At 52.6% G+C, this 23367-nt stretch carries 20 protein-coding genes; 18 read left to right on the top strand and 2 right to left on the bottom strand.

All coding sequences use genetic code 11. The annotated features are described in order from the left end of the window. Positions 1-71: 71 nt before the first annotated feature. The 10 genes from iscR (at position 72) to sseB (ending at position 7932) form a co-directional block, all read left to right on the top strand. Positions 72-560, top strand: coding sequence for a Fe-S cluster assembly transcriptional regulator IscR (iscR, locus tag WES_RS05820; protein WP_001241355.1), 489 nt, complete (start codon positions 72-74; stop codon positions 558-560). 115 nt (positions 561-675) lie between these two features. Continuing rightward, positions 676-1890 carry a cysteine desulfurase gene (gene iscS / locus WES_RS05825; protein ID WP_001295373.1) on the top strand — a complete coding sequence of 405 codons (1215 nt, stop codon included), beginning with the start codon at positions 676-678 and terminating at the stop codon, positions 1888-1890. A 27-nt stretch (positions 1891-1917) separates the two neighbouring features. Next, a complete protein-coding gene (iscU, locus tag WES_RS05830) occupies positions 1918-2304 on the top strand; it encodes a Fe-S cluster assembly scaffold IscU (RefSeq protein ID WP_000331707.1) in 387 nt (128 codons plus the stop codon). Positions 2305-2320: 16 nt separating this feature from the next. Then, positions 2321-2644: an iron-sulfur cluster assembly protein IscA gene (gene iscA, locus WES_RS05835; protein WP_000028953.1), complete on the top strand. Its 324-nt coding sequence runs from the start codon at positions 2321-2323 to the stop codon at positions 2642-2644. A gap of 95 nt (positions 2645-2739) precedes the next feature. Further along, positions 2740-3255, top strand: a complete 516-nt coding sequence (gene hscB, locus WES_RS05840) for a co-chaperone HscB (RefSeq protein WP_000384413.1) — start codon at positions 2740-2742, stop codon at positions 3253-3255. A gap of 16 nt (positions 3256-3271) precedes the next feature. Continuing rightward, positions 3272-5122, top strand: a complete 1851-nt coding sequence (hscA, locus tag WES_RS05845) for a Fe-S protein assembly chaperone HscA (protein WP_016158787.1) — start codon at positions 3272-3274, stop codon at positions 5120-5122. Position 5123: 1 nt separating this feature from the next. Beyond that, complete coding sequence (fdx, locus tag WES_RS05850) at positions 5124-5459, top strand: ISC system 2Fe-2S type ferredoxin (RefSeq protein ID WP_001124469.1); 336 nt, start codon at positions 5124-5126, stop codon at positions 5457-5459. Between the two features lie 11 nt (positions 5460-5470). Continuing rightward, positions 5471-5671, top strand: a complete 201-nt coding sequence (gene iscX / locus WES_RS05855) for a Fe-S cluster assembly protein IscX (RefSeq protein WP_000523616.1) — start codon at positions 5471-5473, stop codon at positions 5669-5671. A 58-nt stretch (positions 5672-5729) separates the two neighbouring features. Beyond that, positions 5730-7013 carry an aminopeptidase PepB gene (gene pepB, locus WES_RS05860; protein ID WP_016158786.1) on the top strand — a complete coding sequence of 428 codons (1284 nt, stop codon included), beginning with the start codon at positions 5730-5732 and terminating at the stop codon, positions 7011-7013. A gap of 142 nt (positions 7014-7155) precedes the next feature. Next, positions 7156-7932 carry an enhanced serine sensitivity protein SseB gene (sseB, locus tag WES_RS05865; RefSeq protein WP_016158785.1) on the top strand — a complete coding sequence of 259 codons (777 nt, stop codon included), beginning with the start codon at positions 7156-7158 and terminating at the stop codon, positions 7930-7932. Between the two features lie 31 nt (positions 7933-7963). Here sseB and timP read toward each other — a convergent pair whose 3' ends face one another. After that, positions 7964-8089: a small toxic inner membrane protein TimP gene (timP, locus tag WES_RS24575; RefSeq protein WP_258286489.1), complete on the bottom strand. Its 126-nt coding sequence runs from the start codon at positions 8087-8089 to the stop codon at positions 7964-7966. A gap of 601 nt (positions 8090-8690) precedes the next feature. Then, positions 8691-9536, bottom strand: coding sequence for a 3-mercaptopyruvate sulfurtransferase (sseA, locus tag WES_RS05870; RefSeq protein ID WP_016158784.1), 846 nt, complete (start codon positions 9534-9536; stop codon positions 8691-8693). A 205-nt stretch (positions 9537-9741) separates the two neighbouring features. On the opposite strand from sseA, the gene yfhM reads away from it, so the two are divergent. From yfhM to yfgM, 8 genes are all read left to right on the top strand, one after another. Further along, complete coding sequence (gene yfhM / locus WES_RS05875) at positions 9742-14703, top strand: alpha2-macroglobulin (RefSeq protein WP_016158783.1); 4962 nt, start codon at positions 9742-9744, stop codon at positions 14701-14703. Beyond that, positions 14704-17016 (top strand): peptidoglycan glycosyltransferase PbpC, encoded by a 2313-nt coding sequence (gene pbpC, locus WES_RS05880; RefSeq protein ID WP_016158782.1) that lies wholly within the window; start codon positions 14704-14706, stop codon positions 17014-17016. 148 nt (positions 17017-17164) lie between these two features. Beyond that, the gene (ndk, locus tag WES_RS05885; RefSeq protein ID WP_000963837.1) at positions 17165-17596 is read left to right on the top strand and encodes a nucleoside-diphosphate kinase; all 432 of its coding nucleotides are present in this window, start codon (positions 17165-17167) and stop codon (positions 17594-17596) included. 149 nt (positions 17597-17745) lie between these two features. Further along, entirely contained in the window at positions 17746-18900 is a 1155-nt protein-coding gene (locus WES_RS05890; RefSeq protein WP_000003311.1) for a dual-specificity RNA methyltransferase RlmN, read from the top strand. Between the two features lie 284 nt (positions 18901-19184). Beyond that, a complete protein-coding gene (gene rodZ / locus WES_RS05895; protein WP_016235250.1) occupies positions 19185-20195 on the top strand; it encodes a cytoskeleton protein RodZ in 1011 nt (336 codons plus the stop codon). Between the two features lie 26 nt (positions 20196-20221). Further along, positions 20222-21340: a flavodoxin-dependent (E)-4-hydroxy-3-methylbut-2-enyl-diphosphate synthase gene (gene ispG, locus WES_RS05900; RefSeq protein ID WP_000551807.1), complete on the top strand. Its 1119-nt coding sequence runs from the start codon at positions 20222-20224 to the stop codon at positions 21338-21340. A 110-nt stretch (positions 21341-21450) separates the two neighbouring features. After that, positions 21451-22725 carry a histidine--tRNA ligase gene (hisS, locus tag WES_RS05905; RefSeq protein WP_016158779.1) on the top strand — a complete coding sequence of 425 codons (1275 nt, stop codon included), beginning with the start codon at positions 21451-21453 and terminating at the stop codon, positions 22723-22725. Between the two features lie 17 nt (positions 22726-22742). Then, the gene (yfgM, locus tag WES_RS05910; protein WP_000409213.1) at positions 22743-23363 is read left to right on the top strand and encodes an ancillary SecYEG translocon subunit YfgM; all 621 of its coding nucleotides are present in this window, start codon (positions 22743-22745) and stop codon (positions 23361-23363) included. Positions 23364-23367 lie beyond the last annotated feature (4 nt).

Below are 23367 nucleotides of genomic sequence, written 5' to 3'. Positions count from 1 at the left end.
CCTGCTATGCAATACCCCCACTTTTACAATAAAAACCCCCGGGCAGGGGCGAGTTTGAGGTGAAGTAAGACATGAGACTGACATCTAAAGGGCGCTATGCCGTGACCGCAATGCTGGACGTTGCGCTCAACTCCGAAGCAGGCCCGGTACCGTTGGCTGATATTTCCGAACGTCAGGGAATTTCCCTTTCCTATCTGGAACAACTGTTTTCCCGTCTGCGTAAAAATGGTCTGGTTTCCAGCGTACGTGGACCTGGTGGTGGTTATCTGTTGGGCAAAGATGCCAGCAGCATCGCCGTTGGCGAAGTGATTAGCGCCGTTGACGAATCTGTAGATGCCACCCGTTGTCAGGGTAAAGGCGGCTGCCAGGGCGGCGATAAATGCCTGACCCACGCGCTGTGGCGTGATTTGAGCGACCGTCTCACCGGTTTTCTCAACAACATTACTTTAGGCGAACTGGTTAATAACCAGGAAGTGCTGGATGTGTCTGGTCGTCAGCATACTCACGACGCGCCACGCAGTCGCACACAAGACGCGATCGACGTTAAGTTGCGCGCATAAAAGATAAAAAGTATTCAGAATCAGGCCGGGGCGTATCGCGCTCCGTAAACACGGTCGTACATCCAGCCGGTAGCCTGATTCCTTGCATTGAGTGATGTACGGAGTTTATAGAGCAATGAAATTACCGATTTATCTCGACTACTCCGCAACCACGCCGGTGGACCCGCGTGTTGCCGAGAAAATGATGCAGTTTATGACGATGGACGGAACCTTTGGTAACCCGGCCTCCCGTTCTCACCGTTTCGGCTGGCAGGCTGAAGAAGCCGTAGATATCGCCCGTAATCAGATTGCCGATCTGGTCGGTGCTGACCCGCGTGAAATCGTCTTTACCTCTGGTGCAACCGAATCTGACAACCTGGCAATCAAAGGTGCAGCCAACTTTTATCAGAAAAAAGGCAAGCACATCATCACCAGCAAAACCGAACACAAAGCGGTACTGGACACCTGTCGTCAGCTGGAGCGCGAAGGTTTTGAAGTCACTTACCTGGCACCGCAGCGTAACGGCATTATCGACCTGAAAGAACTTGAAGCAGCGATGCGTGACGACACCATCCTCGTTTCTATCATGCACGTAAATAACGAAATCGGCGTGGTACAGGATATCGCGGCTATCGGCGAAATGTGCCGTGCTCGTGGCATTATCTATCACGTTGATGCAACCCAGAGCGTGGGCAAACTGCCTATCGACCTGAGCCAGTTGAAAGTTGACCTGATGTCTTTCTCCGGTCACAAAATCTATGGCCCGAAAGGTATCGGTGCGCTGTATGTGCGTCGTAAACCGCGCGTACGCATTGAAGCTCAAATGCACGGCGGCGGTCACGAGCGCGGTATGCGTTCCGGTACTCTGCCTGTTCACCAGATCGTCGGTATGGGCGAAGCCTATCGCATCGCAAAAGAAGAGATGGCGACCGAGATGGAACGTCTGCGCGGTCTGCGTAACCGTCTGTGGAACGGCATCAAAGATATCGAAGAAGTTTACCTGAACGGTGACCTGGAACATGGTGCGCCGAACATTCTCAACGTCAGCTTTAACTACGTTGAAGGTGAGTCGCTGATTATGGCGCTGAAAGACCTCGCGGTTTCTTCAGGTTCCGCCTGTACGTCGGCAAGCCTCGAACCGTCCTATGTGCTGCGCGCGCTGGGGCTGAACGACGAGCTGGCACATAGCTCTATCCGTTTCTCTTTAGGTCGTTTTACTACTGAAGAAGAGATCGACTACACCATCGAGTTAGTTCGTAAATCCATCGGTCGTCTGCGTGACCTTTCTCCGCTGTGGGAAATGTACAAGCAGGGCGTGGATCTGAACAGCATCGAATGGGCTCATCATTAATCGGTATCGGAATCAGGAGAATTTATAATGGCTTACAGCGAAAAAGTTATCGACCATTACGAGAATCCGCGTAACGTGGGTTCCTTCGACAACAACGACGAGAACGTGGGCAGCGGCATGGTGGGTGCACCGGCCTGTGGCGACGTGATGAAGTTGCAGATTAAAGTCAACGATGAAGGTATCATTGAAGACGCGCGTTTTAAAACTTACGGCTGCGGTTCCGCTATCGCTTCCAGCTCCCTGGTGACCGAATGGGTGAAAGGGAAATCTCTGGACGAAGCACAGGCGATCAAAAACACCGATATTGCTGAAGAACTTGAACTGCCGCCGGTGAAAATTCACTGTTCTATTCTGGCAGAAGACGCGATCAAAGCCGCCATTGCGGACTATAAAAGCAAACGTGAAGCAAAATAAGAGTTGAGGTTTGGTTATGTCGATTACACTGAGCGACAGTGCAGCAGCGCGAGTAAATACCTTTCTGGCTAACCGTGGTAAAGGGTTTGGCCTGCGTCTGGGCGTGAGAACCTCCGGGTGTTCAGGTATGGCTTATGTACTGGAATTTGTTGACGAACCGACGCCGGAAGACATCGTGTTTGAAGACAAGGGCGTGAAAGTCGTGGTCGATGGAAAAAGCCTGCAATTTCTGGACGGTACGCAACTGGACTTCGTAAAAGAAGGCCTGAACGAAGGGTTTAAATTCACCAACCCGAACGTCAAAGATGAATGTGGTTGCGGCGAAAGCTTCCACGTCTGATGCGCATACCGATAACCCCACCGTGGTCGCCTGCGCGTGGGGTTTGTTTTACCTGATTCGCCGCCATCGCGGCGGATCGCAGCCCTGAGAATGTTATGGATTACTTCACCCTCTTTGGCTTGCCTGCCCGTTATCAACTCGATACCCAGGCACTGAGCCTGCGTTTTCAGGATCTACAACGTCAGTATCATCCTGATAAATTCGCCAGCGGAAGCCAGGCGGAACAACTCGCCGCCGTACAGCAATCCGCAACCATTAACCAGGCCTGGCAAACGCTGCGTCATCCGTTAATGCGCGCGGAATATTTGCTTTCTTTGCACGGTTTTGATCTCGCCAGCGAGCAGCATACTGTGCGCGACACCGCGTTCCTGATGGAACAGCTGGAACTGCGCGAAGAACTGGACGAGATCGAACAGGCGAAAGACGAAGCGCGGCTGGAAAGCTTTATCAAACGCGTTAAAAAGATGTTTGATACCCGTCACCAGTTGATGGTTGAACAGTTAGACAACGAGACGTGGGACGCGGCGGCGGATACCGTGCGTAAGCTGCGTTTTCTCGATAAACTGCGAAGCAGTGCCGAACAACTCGAAGAAAAACTGCTCGATTTTTAATTTCTGGAAGCTAAACATGGCCTTATTACAAATTAGTGAACCTGGTTTGAGTGCTGCGCCGCATCAGCGTCGTCTGGCGGCCGGTATCGACCTGGGCACAACCAACTCGCTGGTGGCGACAGTACGCAGCGGTCAGGCCGAAACGTTAGCCGACCATGAAGGCCGTCACCTGCTGCCGTCTGTTGTTCACTATCAACAGCAAGGGCATTCGGTGGGTTATGACGCGCGTACTAACGCTGCGCTTGATACCGCCAACACCATTAGTTCTGTTAAACGCCTGATGGGGCGCTCGCTGGCTGATATCCAGCAACGCTATCCGCATCTGCCTTATCAATTCCAGGCCAGCGAAAACGGCCTGCCAATGATTGAAACGGCGGCGGGGCTGCTGAACCCGGTGCGTGTTTCTGCGGACATCCTCAAAGCACTGGCGGCCCTGGCAACTGAAGCCCTGGCAGGCGAGCTGGATGGTGTGGTTATCACCGTTCCGGCGTACTTTGACGATGCCCAGCGTCAGGGCACCAAAGATGCCGCGCGCCTGGCTGGCCTGCACGTCCTGCGCCTGCTTAACGAACCGACCGCTGCGGCTATCGCCTACGGGTTGGATTCCGGTCAGGAAGGTGTGATCGCCGTTTATGACCTTGGCGGCGGGACTTTTGATATATCCATTCTGCGCTTAAGTCGCGGCGTGTTTGAAGTGCTGGCGACCGGCGGTGATTCCGCGCTCGGCGGCGATGATTTCGACCATCTGCTGGCGGATTACATTCGCGAGCAGGCGGGCATTCCTGATCGTAGCGATAACCGCGTTCAGCGTGAACTGCTGGATGCCGCCATTGCAGCCAAAATCGCGCTGAGCGATGCGGACTCTGTGACCGTGAATGTTGCGGGCTGGCAGGGCGAAATCAGCCGTGAACAATTCAATGAACTGATCGCGCCACTGGTAAAACGAACCTTACTGGCTTGTCGTCGTGCGCTGAAAGACGCGGGTGTTGAGGCTGACGAAGTACTGGAAGTGGTGATGGTGGGGGGTTCTACTCGCGTGCCGCTGGTGCGTGAACGGGTAGGCGAATTTTTCGGTCGTCCACCGCTGACTTCCATCGACCCGGATAAAGTCGTCGCTATTGGCGCGGCGATTCAGGCGGATATTCTGGTGGGTAACAAGCCGGACAGCGAAATGCTGCTGCTTGATGTGATCCCGCTGTCGCTGGGCCTCGAAACCATGGGCGGCCTGGTGGAGAAAGTGATCCCGCGTAATACCACGATTCCGGTGGCTCGTGCCCAGGATTTCACCACTTTCAAAGATGGCCAGACAGCGATGTCTATCCATGTTATGCAGGGTGAACGTGAACTGGTGCAGGACTGCCGTTCGCTGGCGCGTTTTGCGCTGCGTGGTATCCCGGCGTTACCAGCTGGCGGCGCGCATATTCGCGTAACGTTCCAGGTCGATGCCGACGGTCTTTTGAGCGTGACGGCGATGGAAAAATCCACCGGCGTTGAGGCGTCTATTCAGGTCAAACCGTCTTATGGTCTGACTGACAGCGAAATCGCCTCAATGATCAAAGACTCAATGAGCTATGCCGAGCAGGACGTAAAAGCCCGTATGCTGGCAGAACAAAAAGTCGAAGCGGCACGCGTACTGGAAAGCCTGAACGGTGCGCTGGCTGCTGATGCCGCGCTGTTAAGCGCCGCAGAGCGCCAGGTCATTGACGATGCTGCCGCTCATCTGAGTGAAGTGGCGCAGGGCGATGACGTTGATGCCATCGAACAAGCGATTAAAAACGTAGACAAACAAACCCAGGATTTCGCCGCTCGCCGCATGGACCAGTCGGTTCGTCGTGCGCTGAAAGGCCATTCCGTGGACGAGGTTTAATATGCCAAAGATTGTTATTTTGCCTCATCAGGATCTCTGCCCTGATGGCGCTGTTCTGGAAGCTAATAGCGGTGAAACCATTCTCGACGCAGCTCTGCGTAACGGTATCGAGATTGAACACGCCTGTGAAAAATCATGTGCTTGCACCACCTGCCACTGCATCGTGCGTGAAGGTTTTGACTCGCTGCCGGAAAGTTCTGAGCAAGAAGACGACATGCTGGACAAAGCCTGGGGGCTGGAGCCGGAAAGCCGTTTAAGCTGCCAGGCGCGCGTCACCGACGAAGATTTAGTGGTCGAAATCCCGCGTTACACTATCAACCATGCGCGTGAGCATTAACAGAGGTTAGTATGGGACTTAAGTGGACCGATAGCCGCGAAATTGGCGAAGCACTGTACGATGCGTATCCCGATCTCGACCCGAAAACGGTTCGATTCACCGATATGCATCAGTGGATTTGCGATCTGGAAGATTTCGACGACGATCCGCAGGCATCTAACGAGAAAATCCTCGAAGCGATTTTGTTGGTCTGGCTGGACGAAGCTGAGTGAATAAACGGGCTGCCTGGGGGTGGCCCGTTTTGCTGTTAAACAAATAAGGATAACTAAAATGACAGAAGCGATGAAAATTACCCTCTCGACCCAGCCTGCCGACGCGCGCTGGGGAGAAAAAGCGGCTTACAGCATTAATAATGATGGCATTACCCTGCATTTGAACGGGGCGGACGATCTGGGGCTGATCCAGCGTGCGGCGCGCAAGATTGACGGTCTGGGCATCAAACATGTTCAGTTAAGCGGTGAAGGCTGGGATGCGGATCGTTGCTGGGCATTCTGGCAAGGTTACAAAGCCCCGAAAGGCACGCGTAAAGTGGAGTGGCCGGATCTGGACGATGCTCAACGCCAGGAGCTGGATAACCGCCTGATGATCATCGACTGGGTGCGTGACACCATCAACGCACCGGCGGAAGAACTGGGGCCATCGCAACTGGCACAGCGTGCTGTTGATCTGATCAGCAACGTCGCGGGCGATCGTGTGACTTACCGGATCACCAAAGGCGAAGATCTACGCGAACAAGGCTATATGGGGCTGCACACCGTCGGGCGCGGTTCAGAACGTTCTCCGGTATTGTTGTCGCTGGATTACAACCCAACTGGCGATAAAGAAGCGCCGGTGTACGCGTGCCTGGTAGGCAAAGGCATCACTTTTGATTCCGGCGGCTACAGTATCAAACAGACTGCGTTTATGGATTCGATGAAGTCCGATATGGGCGGTGCGGCAACGGTTACTGGGGCGCTGGCATTTGCCATCACTCGCGGTCTGAACAAGCGCGTGAAGCTTTTCCTCTGCTGTGCGGATAACCTGATCAGCGGCAACGCGTTCAAGCTGGGCGATATCATCACCTATCGCAACGGTAAAAAAGTCGAAGTGATGAACACCGATGCCGAAGGGCGTCTGGTGCTGGCCGATGGTCTGATTGATGCCAGTGCGCAGAAACCGGAACTGATCATTGATGCGGCGACCCTCACCGGGGCGGCGAAAACTGCGCTGGGTAATGATTATCACGCGCTGTTCAGTTTTGACGATGCGCTTGCCGGTCGTTTGCTGGCGAGTGCCTCACAAGAGAACGAACCATTCTGGCGTCTGCCGCTGGCGGAGTTCCACCGCAGCCAGCTGCCGTCTAACTTTGCCGAACTGAACAATACCGGAAGCGCGGCGTATCCGGCAGGCGCGAGCACGGCGGCGGGCTTCCTGTCGCACTTTGTTGAGAACTATCAGCAAGGCTGGCTGCATATAGACTGCTCAGCGACTTACCGTAAAGCGCCGGTTGAACAGTGGTCTGCGGGCGCGACCGGGCTGGGTGTGCGCACGATTGCTAATCTGTTAACGGCGTAATCGTTTATGCCGGATGCGGCGTAAACGCCTTATCCAGCCTACAAAGTATTGCAAATTCAACAAATTGCGATTCCTTTGTAGGCCTGATAAGCGTAGCGCATCAGGCACTTCCGCCCCGAACGTTGAATGAATTGTGGTTCTTATGTCCGAAACAAAAAACAAACTTGAAGACCTGCTGGAAAAAGCAGCAACCGAACCGGCGCATCGTCCGGCTTTTTTCCGTACTCTACTGGAATCCACCGTCTGGGTGCCAGGTACAGCGGCGCAGGGCGAGGCTGTGGTTGAAGATAGCGCGCTTGATTTACAACATTGGGAAAAAGAAGACGGCACCAGCGTCATTCCTTTTTTCACCTCGTTAGAAGCACTTCAACAGGCGGTTGACGGCGAACAGGCATTTGTCGTAATGCCCGTTCGCACATTGTTTGAGATGACCCTTGGCGAAACGCTCTTCCTTAATGCCAAACTGCCTACCGGTAAAGAGTTTATGCCGCGTGAAATCAGTTTGCTGATTGGTGAAGAAGGAAATCCACTGAGTAGTCAGGAAGTACTGGAAGGCGGTGAATCGCTGATATTATCGGAAGTCGCAGAGCCGCCAGCACAAATGATTGATTCACTCACTACCTTATTTAAAACTATTAAGCCGGTGAAGCGCGCTTTTATTTGTTCAATTAAAGAGAACGAAGAGGCACAGCCTAATTTGCTTATTGGCATTGAAGCCGATGGTAATATCGAAGAAATTATTCAGGCGGCGGGAAGTGTAGCGACCGATACATTACCTGGAGATGAACCTATTGATATTTGCCAGGTGAAAAAAGGGGAAAAAGGAATTAGCCACTTTATTACCGAACATATTGCGCCATTCTATGAACGTCGCTGGGGTGGATTCCTGCGTGATTTTAAACAGAATCGGATAATCTAAAATATGCCGCCCAAAAGGGCGGCATTCGGGCTTACTTGCTGCTCTGAAGGATGTTAGCCACCAGTAAATAATTATCAGAGAGACTCCGGTTATTATTTACTTCGGAAAACAGCGCACCAGAAACAATAAGTACGATACAAAAGCACCGTATCTTCATTGTGCGGTCCATGCGAAGACCGCATCACGACAGCACCACTGGCGATATTGCCGCGATAGCAAGCACTGAGACGCGCTTGCCCTAACGGTCGCGGAACATCCTTTCCTTAAGCCAGCGCCCGCTTGCGAGACGGCGGAAAGAGCCTCAGTGGATAATACACTAACAGAACAATAGTAACTCTCTTTTGCTTGACAAAAAGAGAGTTACTGGCGAGTATTGTCTTCGCTGAGACGCGCTTGCATTACTACGGTAATACAACCTGCTGGAAAGGCCGCGAACCAAACCGGCAACAAATAACCGCCTGATTTTGGCGGTTTTTTGTTTTTTAAGAAAAGTGAATTTACACGTTTAAGTAATATCTTTTACCGGTTAGTATTTTAAATATTGAGCGGGATTTGTTTATATTTGTCTGAATTCGGACTAATAAGCCAAATGAATTCAAAACCTATCCTTTTTTATCTACTTGACATCGTTGATGCATAAAGCGAGTATTGAGTAGACGAGATACACTTGCAGTAATACAACCAGCTGGAAAGGCCGCGAACCAGACCAGCAACAAAAAACCGCCAAATTCGGCGGTTTTTTGTTGCCTGTAAAAAGCTTATTTCACTGGTTCGACCGGTAAATCTGCTCGCGCGCCCCATTCACTCCATGCGCCGTCGTACAGTTTCACGTTTGGCACATCCAGCGTAGCAAGTGCCAGCAACACAACGGCGGCCGTTACACCAGAGCCACAGCTGACAATAATCGGTTTGTCATAGCTGATACCGTAACCAAAAAATATCGCATCGAGTTCATCTGTCGTTTTCAGTTCACCTTCACGCACCAGTTCTGTCCACGGAACATTCAGCGCACCAGGAATATGCCCGCGACGTAAACCAGGGCGAGGTTCATCAATTTCAGCGTTAAAACGCGCAGCCGGACGGGCATCAATAATTTGTGCCGTTTTTTCATGGCTTGCCAGCAATACATCGGTTACTTTCACCACGGCTTCCGGGTTAAAGGCGGTGTTAAACTCTCCTTCTGGCAGTTCCACTTCGCCTTCTTCTAACAGTAGGTCATCACGCTGCCAGCCTGCCAGTCCACCGCCAAGAATCGACACTTTCTCTACGCCAAAGGTGCGCAGCATCCACCATGCTCGCGGGGCTGAGAAAAGATTACCTTCGTCATAGACAATCAGATGTTTGTCCTGATTAACGCCCTGTTCACGCATCGCTACGGCGAACGTTTCCGGGCGCGGCAGCATGTGCGGAAGCGGGGAGGTGTGATCGGAAAGAGCTTCGATATCGAAAAATACTGCGCCGGGGATATGCCCATTGAGATACTCCTGGGCAACGTTACGATCTTCCTGTCCGGGCGGTGCCATGCGGGCATCAATAATCTGAATTTCAGGATCATCAATATGTTCGGCGAGCCAGTCGGCTCCTACAAACCATGTCGTGGACATAGGCATCTCCATTTTTGCCGGGGTAGGCTAAATTGTCGGACGTTTAGTGAAAAGCGACAAGCAAAAGAGGCTGATTTGGCTGCCTGAGCCACATTTATCACCAAAATTCAGATTCTGTGGACGTGATACTGAATTACATAACGTTAATTCTCACGCATAATAATTATTCGACGTTGCTAACGGGCCATTGTGGCAGGGATGATAAATGAAAAAGTTACGCATAGCCGCCTGCATGTTAATGCTGGCGCTGGCAGGGTGCGACAACAACGATAACGCGCCAACAGCGGTGAAAAAAGATACCCCTTCTGAAGCTGCTAAAGGTACATCTTCAGAAAACGCGAGTTCAGCAAAACTCTCTGCGCCGGAGAGGCAAAAGCTGGCACAACAGAGTGCCGGTAAGACACTGACATTGCTTGATCTCTCTGAGGTCCAACTCGATGGTGCAGCCACGCTGGTGCTGACTTTCTCCATCCCCCTCGACCCGGATCAGGATTTCTCGCGTGTTGTTCATGTCGTCGATAAAAAGAGCGGTAAAGTGGATGGTGCCTGGGAGCTGTCAGATAATCTTAAAGAGCTGCGTTTACGCCACCTCGAACCTAAACGTGATTTGATCGTGACTATTGGGCAGGAAATGAAGGCGCTCAATAACGCAACCTTCAGTAAAGATTACGAAAAGACGATCACCACCCGCGATATTCAACCCAGCGTCGGTTTTGCCAGCCGTGGTTCGCTGCTGCCTGGAAAAGTCGTTGAAGGACTGCCGGTAATGGCGCTCAACGTTAACAATGTCGATGTTAACTTCTTCCGTGTTAAACCCGAATCTCTGCCAGCATTCATTAGCCAATGGGAATACCGCAATTCGCTGGCGAACTGGCAGTCAGACAAACTCCTGCAGATGGCAGATCTAGTCTACACCGGACGTTTTGATCTCAATCCTGCGCGTAATACCCGTGAAAAATTATTGCTGCCGCTGGGTGATATCAAACCGCTTCAGCAGGCAGGCGTGTATCTGGCTGTGATGAATCAGGCCGGACGTTACGATTACAGTAATCCCGCGACTCTATTTACATTAAGTGATATCGGCGTATCGGCTCACCGTTATCACAATCGTCTGGATATCTTTACCCAAAGCCTGGAAAACGGTGCGGCTCAGCAAGGAATTGAAGTCTCGTTATTAAATGAGAAAGGGCAGACTCTGACTCAGGCGACCAGTGATGCACAGGGTCATGTACAGCTGGAAAACGATAAAAACGCGGCATTACTGCTGGCACGTAAAGATGGTCAGACAACGCTGCTCGATTTAAAACTTCCGGCGCTGGACTTAGCGGAATTTAACATTGCTGGTGCACCGGGTTATAGCAAACAGTTCTTTATGTTTGGCCCGCGCGATCTTTATCGCCCGGGTGAAACCGTAATCCTCAACGGCTTACTGCGTGATGCAGACGGTAAAGCATTGCCCGATCAACCCATCAAGTTAGACGTGATTAAACCTGACGGGCAGGTACTGCGTAGTGTCGTTAGTCAGCCGGAGAATGGCCTCTATCACTTTACCTGGCAACTGGATAGCAGTGCGGCAACCGGCATGTGGCATATTCGCGCTAACACTGGCGATAACCAGTATCGGATGTGGGATTTCCACGTCGAAGATTTTATGCCAGAACGCATGGCGTTGAACCTGACCGGCGAGAAAATCCCGTTAACGCCGAAAGATGAGGTGAAATTCTCCGTGGTGGGTTACTACCTGTACGGTGCGCCTGCTAACGGTAATACTTTGCAGGGGCAGCTTTTCCTGCGCCCTCTGCGTGAAGCGGTTTCTGCATTACCTGGTTTCGAATTTGGCGATATAGCTGCCGAAAACCTTTCCCGCACGCTGGATGAAGTTCAGTTGACGCTGGATGATAAAGGGCGCGGCGAGGTTTCTACAGAAAGCCAGTGGAAGGAAACGCATTCCCCATTGCAGGTTATTCTCCAGGGCAGTTTGCTGGAATCTGGCGGTCGCCCGGTGACGCGCCGTGCTGAACAGGCTATCTGGCCTGCCGATGCGCTCCCTGGGATCCGCCCGCAGTTCGCCTTGAAATCGGTTTACGATTACCGTACTGACACGACTGTAAAACAACCCATTGTTAATGAAGGCAGCAACGCCGCTTTTGACATCGTTTATAGCGATGCGCAGGGCGTGAAAAAAGCCGTTTCGGGCTTGCAGGTGCGTCTGATTCGCGAACGTCGAGATTACTACTGGAACTGGTCAGAAGATGAAGGCTGGCAGTCACAGTTTGATCAAAAAGATCTGATCGAAAATGAACAAACGCTGGATCTTCAGGCGGATGAAACTGGTAAGGTAAGTTTTCCGGTAGAGTGGGGCGCTTATCGTCTGGAAGTCAAAGCGCCGAATGAAGCGGTCAGTAGCGTGCGTTTCTGGGCTGGCTATAGCTGGCAGGACAACAGCGACGGTAGCGGTGCGGTACGTCCGGATCGCGTCACGATGAAACTGGATAAAGCCAGTTATCGTCCTGGCGATACCATTAAGTTGCACATTGCCGCGCCAACGGCGGGTAAAGGCTATGCGATGGTCGAGTCCAGTGAAGGGCCGCTGTGGTGGCAAGAGATTGATGTTCCGGCACAAGGGCTGGATTTAACGATTCCGGTCGATAAAACCTGGAATCGGCACGACCTCTATTTAAGTACGCTGGTGGTGCGTCCTGGCGATAAATCTCGCTCTGCGACGCCAAAACGCGCGGTTGGCGTGTTGCATTTGCCGCTTGGCGATGAAAACCGTCGTCTCAGTCTGGCGCTGGAAACACCGGCAAAAATGCGCCCCAATCAGCCATTAACTGTGAAAATCAAAGCCAGCAATAAAAATGGTGATATGCCAAAACAGGTGAATGTGCTGGTGTCTGCCGTTGATAGCGGTGTGCTGAATATTACTGATTACGTTACGCCAGATCCGTGGCAGGCGTTCTTCGGTCAGAAACGCTATGGCGCAGACATATACGATATTTACGGTCAGGTCATTGAAGGACAGGGACGCCTGGCAGCACTGCGTTTTGGTGGCGATGGCGATGAACTGAAACGTGGTGGTAAGCCGCCGGTCAATCACGTCAATATTGTCGCGCAACAGGCACAGCCGGTAACGCTCAATGAACAGGGCGAAGGTACGGTTACACTGCCGATTGGCGATTTTAACGGTGAATTGCGCGTCATGGCGCAAGCCTGGACGGCAGATGACTTCGGCAGCAACGAAAGCAAAGTGATTGTTGCTGCACCAGTGATAGCCGAACTGAACATGCCGCGCTTTATGGCGCGTGGCGACACTTCGCGTCTGACGCTGGATATCACTAATCTTACTGATAAACCGCAAAAACTGAACGTTGCCCTGACCGCCAGCGGTTTGGTTGAACTAGTAAGCGATTCACCCGCACCTGTTGAATTAGCGCCAGGCGTGCGCACTACGCTGTTTATCCCGGTGCGAGCATTGCCGGGTTATGGCGATGGTGAAATTCAGGCGACTATCAGTGGCCTGAATTTGCCAGGAGAAACCGTTGCCGATCAGCATAAGCAGTGGAAAATTGGCGTCCGTCCGGCATTCCCGGCGCAAACCGTCAATTATGGTACGGTGTTGCAGCCTGGTGAAACATGGGCGATACCGGCTGGCGGACTGCAAAACTTCTCGCCTGTTACGCTGGAAGGGCAATTGTTGTTGAGCGGCAAGCCACCGCTGAACATCGCACGTTATATCAAAGAGTTAAAAGCATATCCGTACGGCTGTCTGGAGCAAACCACCAGCGGTCTGTTCCCGTCGCTCTATACCAATGCAGCCCAGCTACAGGCGTTGGGCATCAAAGGCGACAGTGATGATAAACGCCGTGCGGCAGTCGATATCGGCATTTCCCGTTTGTTGCAAATGCAACGCGATAATGGCGGTTTTGCGCTATGGGATAAATACAGTGACGAAGAGTACTGGCTGACGGCTTATGTGATGGATTTCCTGGTTCGCGCAGGTGAGCAGGGTTACAGCGTGCCGACAGAAGCTATTAACCGGGGTAATGAGCGTCTGCTGCGCTATTTACAAGATCCGGGCATGATGTCGATCCCGTATGCCGATAATCTCAAAGCCAGTAAATTCGCAGTACAGTCTTACGCTGCGCTGGTGCTGGCTCGTCAGCAAAAGGCACCGCTGGGTGCGCTGCGTGAAATCTGGGAGCGTCGTGCAGATGCCGCTTCTGGTTTACCGCTACTGCAACTTGGCATTGCGCTGAAAACCATGGGTGATGCGACGCGGAGTGTAGACGCAATTGCGCTGGCGCTGAAAACGCCGCGTAATAATGATGAGCGGATATGGCTTGGCGATTACGGTAGCCCACTGCGCGACAACGCGTTGATGCTCTCCTTACTGGAAGAGAACAAACTGTTGCCAGATGAGCAGAACACCCTGCTGAATACACTTTCGCAGCAGGCGTTTGGTGAACGTTGGCTATCAACTCAGGAAAGTAACGCGCTGTTCCTTGCTGCCCGTACGATTCAGGATTTACCGGGTAAATGGCAGGCGCAAACCTCTTTCTCTGCCGAGCCGCTGACTGGCGAGAAAGCGCAAAACAGCAATCTGAATAGCGATCAACTGGCAACTTTGCAGGTAACTAACAGTGGCACCCAGCCGTTATGGCTGCGTGTGGATGCCAGCGGTTATCCGCAATCCGCACCTTTACCTGCGAGTAATGTGCTGCAAATCGAGCGCCATATTCTTGGTACTGACGGTAAGAGCAAATCGCTGGACTCGTTACGTAGCGGCGATCTGGTACTGGTCTGGTTGCAGGTAAAAGCCAATAACAGCGTGCCAGATGCGCTGGTGGTTGATTTGCTGCCAGCGGGTCTGGAGCTGGAAAACCAGAACCTGGCTAACGGCAACGCCAGTCTGGAGCAAAGTGGTAGCGAAGTGCAAAACCTGCTTAATCAAATGCAGCAGGCGAGCATTAAGCACATTGAGTTTCGTGACGATCGCTTTGTGGCGGCGGTTGCCGTTGATGAATACCAGCCGGTTACGCTGGTATATCTGGCGCGGGCGGTGACGCCGGGAACGTATCAGGTGCCGCAGCCGATGGTGGAATCGATGTATGTTCCTCAATGGCGGGCGACCGGCGCGGCTGAAGATCTGTTGATTGTCAGACCGTAAATGCCTCGTCTGTTAAGTAAACGCGGCTGCTGGATAACGCTGGCAGCTGCGCCCTTTATTATCATTCTGGCGGCGTGGGGAGCAGATAAACTCTGGCCTCTGCCGCTGCATGAAGTCAATCCCGCACGTGTGGTCGTGGCGCAGGATGGAACGCCGCTCTGGCGCTTCGCCGATGCTGACGGTATCTGGCGTTATCCAGTGACTATCGAAGATGTTTCTCCGCGTTACCTTGAAGCACTGATCAATTACGAAGATCGCTGGTTCTGGAAGCATCCGGGCGTAAACCCGTTCTCGGTGATGCGCGCCGCCTGGCAGGATCTAACTTCTGGTCGGGTTATCTCCGGCGGGAGCACGCTCACCATGCAGGTTGCTCGTTTGCTTGATCCTCACCCCAAAACGTTTGGCGGTAAAATTCGCCAGCTCTGGCGCGCGTTGCAACTGGAGTGGCATCTGTCTAAACGTGACATTCTGACCCTGTATCTTAATCGCGCCCCGTTTGGTGGCACGTTGCAGGGGATTGGAGCGGCAAGCTGGGCTTATCTTGGAAAATCGCCCGCGAATTTAAGCTATTCCGAGGCAGCAATGCTGGCTGTGTTACCGCAAGCGCCCAGCCGACTGCGCCCGGATCGCTGGCCGGAGCGTGCTGAGGCCGCGCGTAATAAAGTGCTCGAACGGATGGCTGTGCAAGGTGTGTGGTCCCGCGAGCAGGTAAAAGAGTCAAGGGAAGAACCCATCTGGCTGGCACCCCGACAAATGCCGCAACTGGCACCGCTGTTTTCACGGATGATGCTCGGTAAAAGTAAAAGCGACAAAATTGTTACTACGCTGGATGCCGGTCTTCAGCGGCGCCTGGAAGAACTGGCGCAAAACTGGAAAGGACGATTGCCACCGCGCAGTTCACTCGCGATGATCGTGATTGATCATACCGATATGCGTGTTCGCGGCTGGGTGGGATCGGTCGATCTCAACGATGATTCACGCTTTGGTCATGTTGATATGGTCAATGCGATCCGATCGCCAGGATCGGTGCTCAAACCCTTTGTTTATGGTCTGGCGCTGGATGAGGGATTGATCCATCCGGCATCGCTGTTGCAAGACGTCCCACGACGCACCGGTGATTACCGGCCTGGTAACTTTGACAGCGGTTTTCATGGCCCGATCAGCATGAGTGAGGCGCTGGTTCGCTCGCTGAACTTACCTGCTGTGCAGGTGCTGGAAGCCTATGGCCCGAAACGGTTTGCGGCAAAATTACGCAATGTTGGATTGCCGTTGTATCTGCCCAATGGTGCTGTGCCGAATCTTTCGCTCATTCTCGGCGGTGCTGGCGCAAAACTGGAGGATATGGCGGCAGCGTACACCGCTTTTGCCCGCCACGGTAAGGCAGGCAAATTGCGCTTACAGCCTGACGATCCGCTGCTTGAACGCCCCTTAATGTCGCCGGGCGCCGCATGGATCATCCGCCGAATCATGGCTGATGAAGCGCAGCCCTTGCCGGACGGTGCCTTGCCGCGCGTCGTACCCCTGGCGTGGAAAACGGGCACCAGCTACGGCTATCGTGATGCCTGGGCGATAGGTGTAAACGCTCGCTATGTGATTGGCATCTGGACTGGCAGACCGGACGGCACGCCCGTTGTCGGTCAGTTTGGCTTTGCCAGCGCCGTACCGTTGTTGAATCAGGTTAATAATATTTTGTTGTCGCGCAGTGCAAATCTGCCGGAAGATCCGCGCCCGAACTCAGTCACTCGTGGCGTTATCTGCTGGCCTGGCGGGCAGTCTTTACCAGAAGGTGACAGTAACTGTCGCCGTCGTCTGGCAACCTGGTTATTGGATGGAAGCCAGCCGCCAACCCTGTTACTGCCAGAGCAAGAAGGGATTAATGGCATCCGTTTTCCCATCTGGCTGGATGAAAATGGCAAACGCGTCGCCGCCGATTGCCCACAGGCGCGACAAGAAATGATGAATGTCTGGCCACTACCACTGGAACCCTGGTTGCCTGCATCAGAACGCCGCGCTGTGCGCTTGCCACCAGCCTCGACAATTTGCCCACCGTACGGTCACGACGCTCAGCTCCCGCTGCAATTGACTGGCGTTCGTGATGGCACCATTATCAAGCGTTTACCTGGTGCGGCGGAAGCGACTTTGCCGGTGCAATCCAACGGTGGTGCCGGAGAACGCTGGTGGTTTCTGAATGGCGAACCGTTAGCTGAACGCGGGCGTAGTGTGACTCTGCATTTAACGGAAAAAGGTGATTATCAATTGCTGGTAATGGATGAAGTGGGGCAGGTAGCGACAGTGAAATTTGTTATGCAATAGTCTGTTTCCACCATGTTTGTTGCTTAAACTAGGTTTATTTTAAAAAAATGTTACCTTCATCAATAGTCAACGGCTCTGTTGCTCATTATAATCCGCGCCATCTCGTACGCTGGTACAGACAACAACAGAATAATTTACAGAGGTAAAAATGGCTATTGAACGTACTTTTTCCATCATCAAACCGAACGCGGTAGCAAAAAACGTCATTGGTAATATCTTTGCGCGCTTTGAAGCTGCAGGGTTCAAAATTGTCGGCACCAAAATGCTGCACCTGACCGTTGAGCAGGCTCGTGGCTTTTATGCTGAACACGATGGGAAACCGTTCTTTGATGGTCTGGTTGAGTTTATGACCTCTGGTCCGATCGTCGTTTCCGTGCTGGAAGGTGAAAATGCCGTTCAGCGTCACCGCGATCTGCTGGGCGCGACCAACCCGGCGAACGCTCTGGCGGGAACTCTGCGCGCAGACTACGCTGACAGCCTGACTGAAAACGGCACCCACGGTTCTGATTCCGTAGAATCTGCCGCTCGCGAAATCGCTTATTTCTTCGGTGAAGGCGAAGTGTGCCCGCGCACCCGTTAATAATTTCGTAAATGCCGCGTGCAAACGTGGCATCCGTGCGCCAGAATTTGTACAATGCAGCGCCCCCGGACGAGCAGCCGCTCACCGGGGCGTTTCTTTTTTCAACCCTCCAGGGGCCATAACGTGTAATAACGAGGCCGGAATAGCATATGTCTGAACAATTAGTCACACCTGAAAACGTCACCACGAAAGATGGAAAAATTAACCTGCTGGATCTCAACCGTCAGCAGATGCGGGAGTTTTTTAAAGATTTAGGTGAAAAACCCTTCCGCGCCGATCAGGTGATGAAGTGGATGTATCACTATTGCTGCGACAACTTTGATGAGATGACCGACATCAACAAAGTGTTGCGTGGCAAACTGAAAGAGGTGGCGGAAATCCGCGCACCGGAAGTGGTTGAAGAACAGCGTTCATCCGACGGTACCATCAAATGGGCGATTGCTGTTGGCGATCAGCGTGTCGAAACGGTGTATATCCCGGAAGACGACCGCGCCACGCTTTGTGTCTCCTCGCAGGTAGGTTGTGCGCTGGAGTGTAAATTCTGTTCCACTGCCCAGCAGGGTTTTAACCGTAATCTGCGGGTGTCGGAAATTATCGGTCAGGTGTGGCGTGCGGCGAAAATCGTCGGCGCAGCAAAAATCACCGGTCAGCGTCCGATCACTAACGTAGTGATGATGGGCATGGGCGAGCCGTTGCTCAACCTGAACAATGTCGTTCCGGCGATGGAAATCATGCTCGATGATTTCGGTTTTGGTCTGTCTAAACGTCGCGTGACGCTTTCCACTTCCGGTGTGGTTCCGGCGCTGGATAAACTGGGCGATATGATTGACGTTGCGCTGGCAATTTCCCTGCACGCGCCGAACGACGAAATTCGTGACGAAATTGTACCAATCAACAAAAAGTACAATATCGAAACGTTCCTTGCTGCAGTGCGCCGTTATCTGGAGAAATCCAATGCTAATCAGGGGCGCGTCACTATCGAGTACGTGATGCTTGACCACGTTAACGATGGCACTGAACACGCGCACCAACTGGCGGAGCTGCTGAAAGATACGCCGTGTAAGATTAACCTGATCCCATGGAACCCGTTCCCGGGCGCGCCGTATGGTCGTAGTTCGAACAGCCGTATCGACCGCTTCTCAAAAGTGCTGATGAGTTACGGTTTCACCACCATTGTGCGTAAAACTCGTGGTGATGATATCGATGCCGCCTGTGGTCAGTTAGCGGGAGATGTCATCGACCGTACTAAACGTACTCTGCGTAAACGGATGCAGGGTGAAGCCATCGATATTAAAACGGTCTGATAGTTATTACGCCATGGTTACTTTATGTACCGTGGCGTAATGTTTTATGAATGTAGCATTAAGTTGCAATTGTCTGATCAATATTAACGGTGCGTTTTTGCTGACTTTAAGGCAGTATGTAACGATGCAACAGTAAGTTAGCTTTGATTCATGTGGGCTTTGTCACGAGCACACAGACAGTCTTATACTGTATGATAAAGGTTAACTTTACGGATGTTTCGCGGTGTGGGTGGGCGTGATGGTTCACCGGCATCCCAATTCTCTTTTAAACGTACCTGCAGCGAATGAATACTGAAGCCACGCACGACCAAAATGAAGCACTTACCACCGGCGCTCGCTTGCGTAATGCCCGTGAACAACTTGGACTTAGCCAGCAAGCCGTTGCCGAACGACTTTGTTTGAAGGTTTCCACGGTACGCGATATTGAAGAAGATAAGGCACCCGCCGATCTTGCTTCAACATTCTTGCGCGGGTATATCCGCTCTTATGCGCGTCTGGTCCATATTCCGGAAGAAGAACTGCTGCCGGGACTGGAAAAGCAGGCTCCACTGCGAGCCGCAAAAGTTGCGCCAATGCAGAGTTTTTCCCTCGGCAAACGCCGCAAAAAACGCGATGGCTGGTTGATGACTTTCACCTGGCTGGTGCTGTTTGTGGTGATTGGCCTGAGCGGCGCCTGGTGGTGGCAGGATCACAAAGCCCAGCAGGAAGAGATTAGCACCATGGCTGATCAATCCACTGCGGAGCTGAATAATAACCAGAGCCAGAGTGTACCGTTAGATACATCTGCTACCGAAACCCAGACGACTACATCGCCTGCGGCTGTAGATACCACCGCCACGAACACGCAAACACCAGCCTTGACGACGCCAGCACCCGCTGTAGCGCCGCAGCAGGACGCGGTTGTTCCTCCTTCACAGGCAAATGTTGATATCGTGGCTACTACTACACCAGCGGCGCCGGTTGCAACAACAACGCCAGATGGCGCTGCGCCGTTGCCAATCGATCAGGCTGGCGTGACCACTCCAGCGGCTGATCCTAATGCGCTGGTGATGAACTTTACTGCTGATTGCTGGCTGGAAGTCACCGATTCTACCGGCAAAAAACTGTTTAGCGGGATGCAGCGTAAAGGCGGTAATTTGAATTTAAGCGGTCAGGCACCGTATAAACTGAAAATTGGTGCACCAGCCGCAGTACAGATCCAGTATCAAGGGAAACCTGTCGATCTGAGTCGTTTTATCAGAACTAACCAGGTTGCGCGTCTGACCCTCAATGCCGAACAATCACCGGCGCAGTAACAGACGGGTAACGCGGGAGATTTTTCATGCATAACCAGGCTCCAATTCAACGTAGAAAATCAACACGTATTTACGTTGGGAATGTGCCGATTGGCGATGGTGCTCCCATCGCCGTACAGTCTATGACCAATACGCGTACGACAGACGTCGAAGCAACGGTCAATCAAATTAAGGCGCTGGAACGTGTCGGCGCTGATATCGTTCGCGTCTCTGTACCGACGATGGACGCGGCAGAAGCGTTCAAGCTCATCAAGCAGCAGGTTAACGTACCGCTGGTGGCCGACATCCACTTCGACTATCGCATTGCACTGAAAGTAGCGGAATACGGCGTTGACTGTCTGCGCATTAACCCAGGCAATATTGGTAATGAAGAACGCATTCGCATGGTGGTTGACTGTGCGCGCGATAAAAACATTCCGATTCGTATTGGTGTTAACGCCGGATCGCTGGAAAAAGATCTGCAAGAAAAGTATGGCGAACCGACGCCGCAGGCGTTGCTGGAATCTGCCATGCGCCATGTTGATCATCTCGATCGTCTGAACTTTGATCAGTTCAAGGTCAGTGTGAAAGCATCTGACGTTTTCCTCGCGGTTGAGTCTTATCGTCTGCTGGCAAAACAGATCGATCAGCCGTTGCACCTGGGGATCACCGAAGCCGGTGGCGCACGCAGCGGGGCGGTGAAATCGGCCATTGGTTTAGGTCTGCTGTTGTCGGAAGGCATTGGCGACACGCTGCGCGTCTCGCTGGCGGCTGACCCGGTCGAAGAGATCAAAGTCGGTTTTGATATTTTGAAATCGCTGCGTATTCGTTCGCGCGGCATCAACTTCATCGCCTGCCCGACCTGCTCACGTCAGGAGTTTGACGTTATCGGTACGGTTAACGCGCTGGAGCAACGTCTGGAAGATATCATCACCCCGATGGACGTTTCGATTATTGGCTGCGTGGTGAATGGCCCAGGCGAGGCGCTGGTTTCTACGCTTGGCGTTACGGGCGGCAACAAGAAAAGCGGCCTCTATGAAGATGGCGTGCGCAAAGACCGTCTGGACAATAACGACATGATCGATCAGCTGGAAGCACGCATTCGTGCGAAAGCCAGCCAACTGGACGAAGCGCGTCGAATTGACGTTCAGCAGGTTGAAAAATAATAACGTGATGGGAAGCGCCTCGCTTCCCGTGTATGATTGAACCCGCATGGCTCCCGAAATATTGAGGGAAGCGTTGAGGGTTCATTTTTATATTCAGAAAGAGAATAAACGTGGCAAAAAACATTCAAGCCATTCGCGGCATGAACGATTACCTGCCTGGCGAAACAGCCATCTGGCAGCGCATTGAAGGCACACTGAAAAACGTGCTCGGCAGCTACGGTTACAGTGAAATCCGCTTGCCGATTGTAGAGCAGACCCCGCTATTCAAACGTGCGATTGGTGAAGTCACCGACGTGGTTGAAAAAGAGATGTACACCTTTGAGGATCGCAATGGCGACAGCCTGACTCTGCGTCCTGAAGGGACGGCGGGCTGTGTACGCGCCGGCATCGAGCATGGTCTTCTGTACAATCAGGAACAGCGTCTGTGGTATATCGGGCCAATGTTCCGTCACGAGCGTCCGCAGAAAGGACGTTATCGTCAGTTCCATCAGTTGGGCTGCGAAGTTTTCGGTCTGCAAGGCCCGGATATTGATGCCGAACTGATTATGCTCACCGCCCGCTGGTGGCGTGCGCTGGGTATCTCTGAGCACGTTACTCTCGAACTGAACTCTATTGGTTCGCTGGAAGCTCGCGCCAATTACCGCGATGCGCTGGTTGCGTTCCTTGAACAGCATAAAGAAAAGCTGGACGAAGACTGTAAACGTCGTATGTACACCAACCCGTTGCGCGTGCTGGATTCTAAAAATCCGGAAGTGCAGGCGTTACTCAACGACGCTCCGGCGTTGGGCGATTATCTGGATGAAGAGTCTCGCGAGCATTTTGCCGGTCTGTGCAAACTGCTTGAGAGCGCAGGCATTGCCTACACCGTAAACCAGCGTCTGGTGCGTGGTCTGGATTACTACAACCGTACCGTTTTCGAGTGGGTCACTAACAGCCTAGGTTCTCAGGGCACAGTGTGCGCAGGCGGTCGTTATGACGGTCTGGTGGAACAACTGGGCGGTCGCGCCACACCGGCAGTCGGTTTTGCGATGGGCCTCGAACGTCTGGTGTTGTTAGTTCAGGCAGTTAACCCGGAATTTAAAGCCGATCCCGTTGTCGATATATACCTGGTGGCTTCGGGTACTGATACACAATCTGCGGCTATGGCATTAGCTGAGCGTCTGCGTGATGAATTACCAGGCGTGAAACTGATGACCAACCACGGTGGCGGCAACTTTAAGAAACAGTTTGCCCGTGCTGATAAATGGGGTGCCCGCGTTGCTGTGGTGCTGGGTGAGTCTGAAGTAGCTAATGGCACGGCAGTAGTGAAGGATTTGCGCTCTGGTGAGCAAACGGCAGTTGCGCAGGATAGCGTAGCCGCGCATTTGCACACGTTACTGGGTTAAGGAAGGAGAAGGACAGCGTGGAAATTTACGAGAACGAAAACGACCAGGTTGAAGCGGTTAAACGCTTTTTTGCTGAAAATGGCAAAGCACTGGCTGTTGGGGTGATTTTAGGCGTTGGCGCACTGATTGGCTGGCGCTACTGGAACAGCCATCAGGTTGAGTCCGCACGCTCCGCTTCTCTTGCCTATCAAAATGCGGTTACCGCAGTTAGCGAAGGCAAACCGGACAGCATCCCAGCGGCGGAAAAATTTGCTGCTGAAAATAAAAATACTTACGGCGCGCTGGCTTCTTTGGAACTTGCGCAGCAATTTGTTGACAAAAATGAACTAGAGAAAGCCGCCGCTCAATTGCAACAAGGGTTGGCGGACACGAGCGATGAAAATCTCAAAGCCGTGATAAATCTGCGTCTTGCCCGAGTTCAGGTGCAGCTCAAGCAGACTGATGCTGCGCTGAAAACCCTTGATACCATAAAAGGTGAAGGGTGGGCTGCCATTGTTGCCGACTTGCGTGGTGAAGCATTACTGAGCAAAGGTGATAAGCAAGGTGCGCGTAGTGCATGGGAAGCAGGCGTGAAAAGCGATGTGACCCCGGCACTGAGTGAAATGATGCAGATGAAAATTAATAATTTGTCCATCTGAGAGG

Origin of the sequence: Escherichia sp. KTE31, from assembly GCF_000407925.1 — a bacterium.
Taxonomy (GTDB): domain Bacteria; phylum Pseudomonadota; class Gammaproteobacteria; order Enterobacterales; family Enterobacteriaceae; genus Escherichia; species Escherichia ruysiae.
Note: the sequence above shows the minus strand (reverse complement) of the source record. Positions and strands in the feature narration are given on the sequence as shown.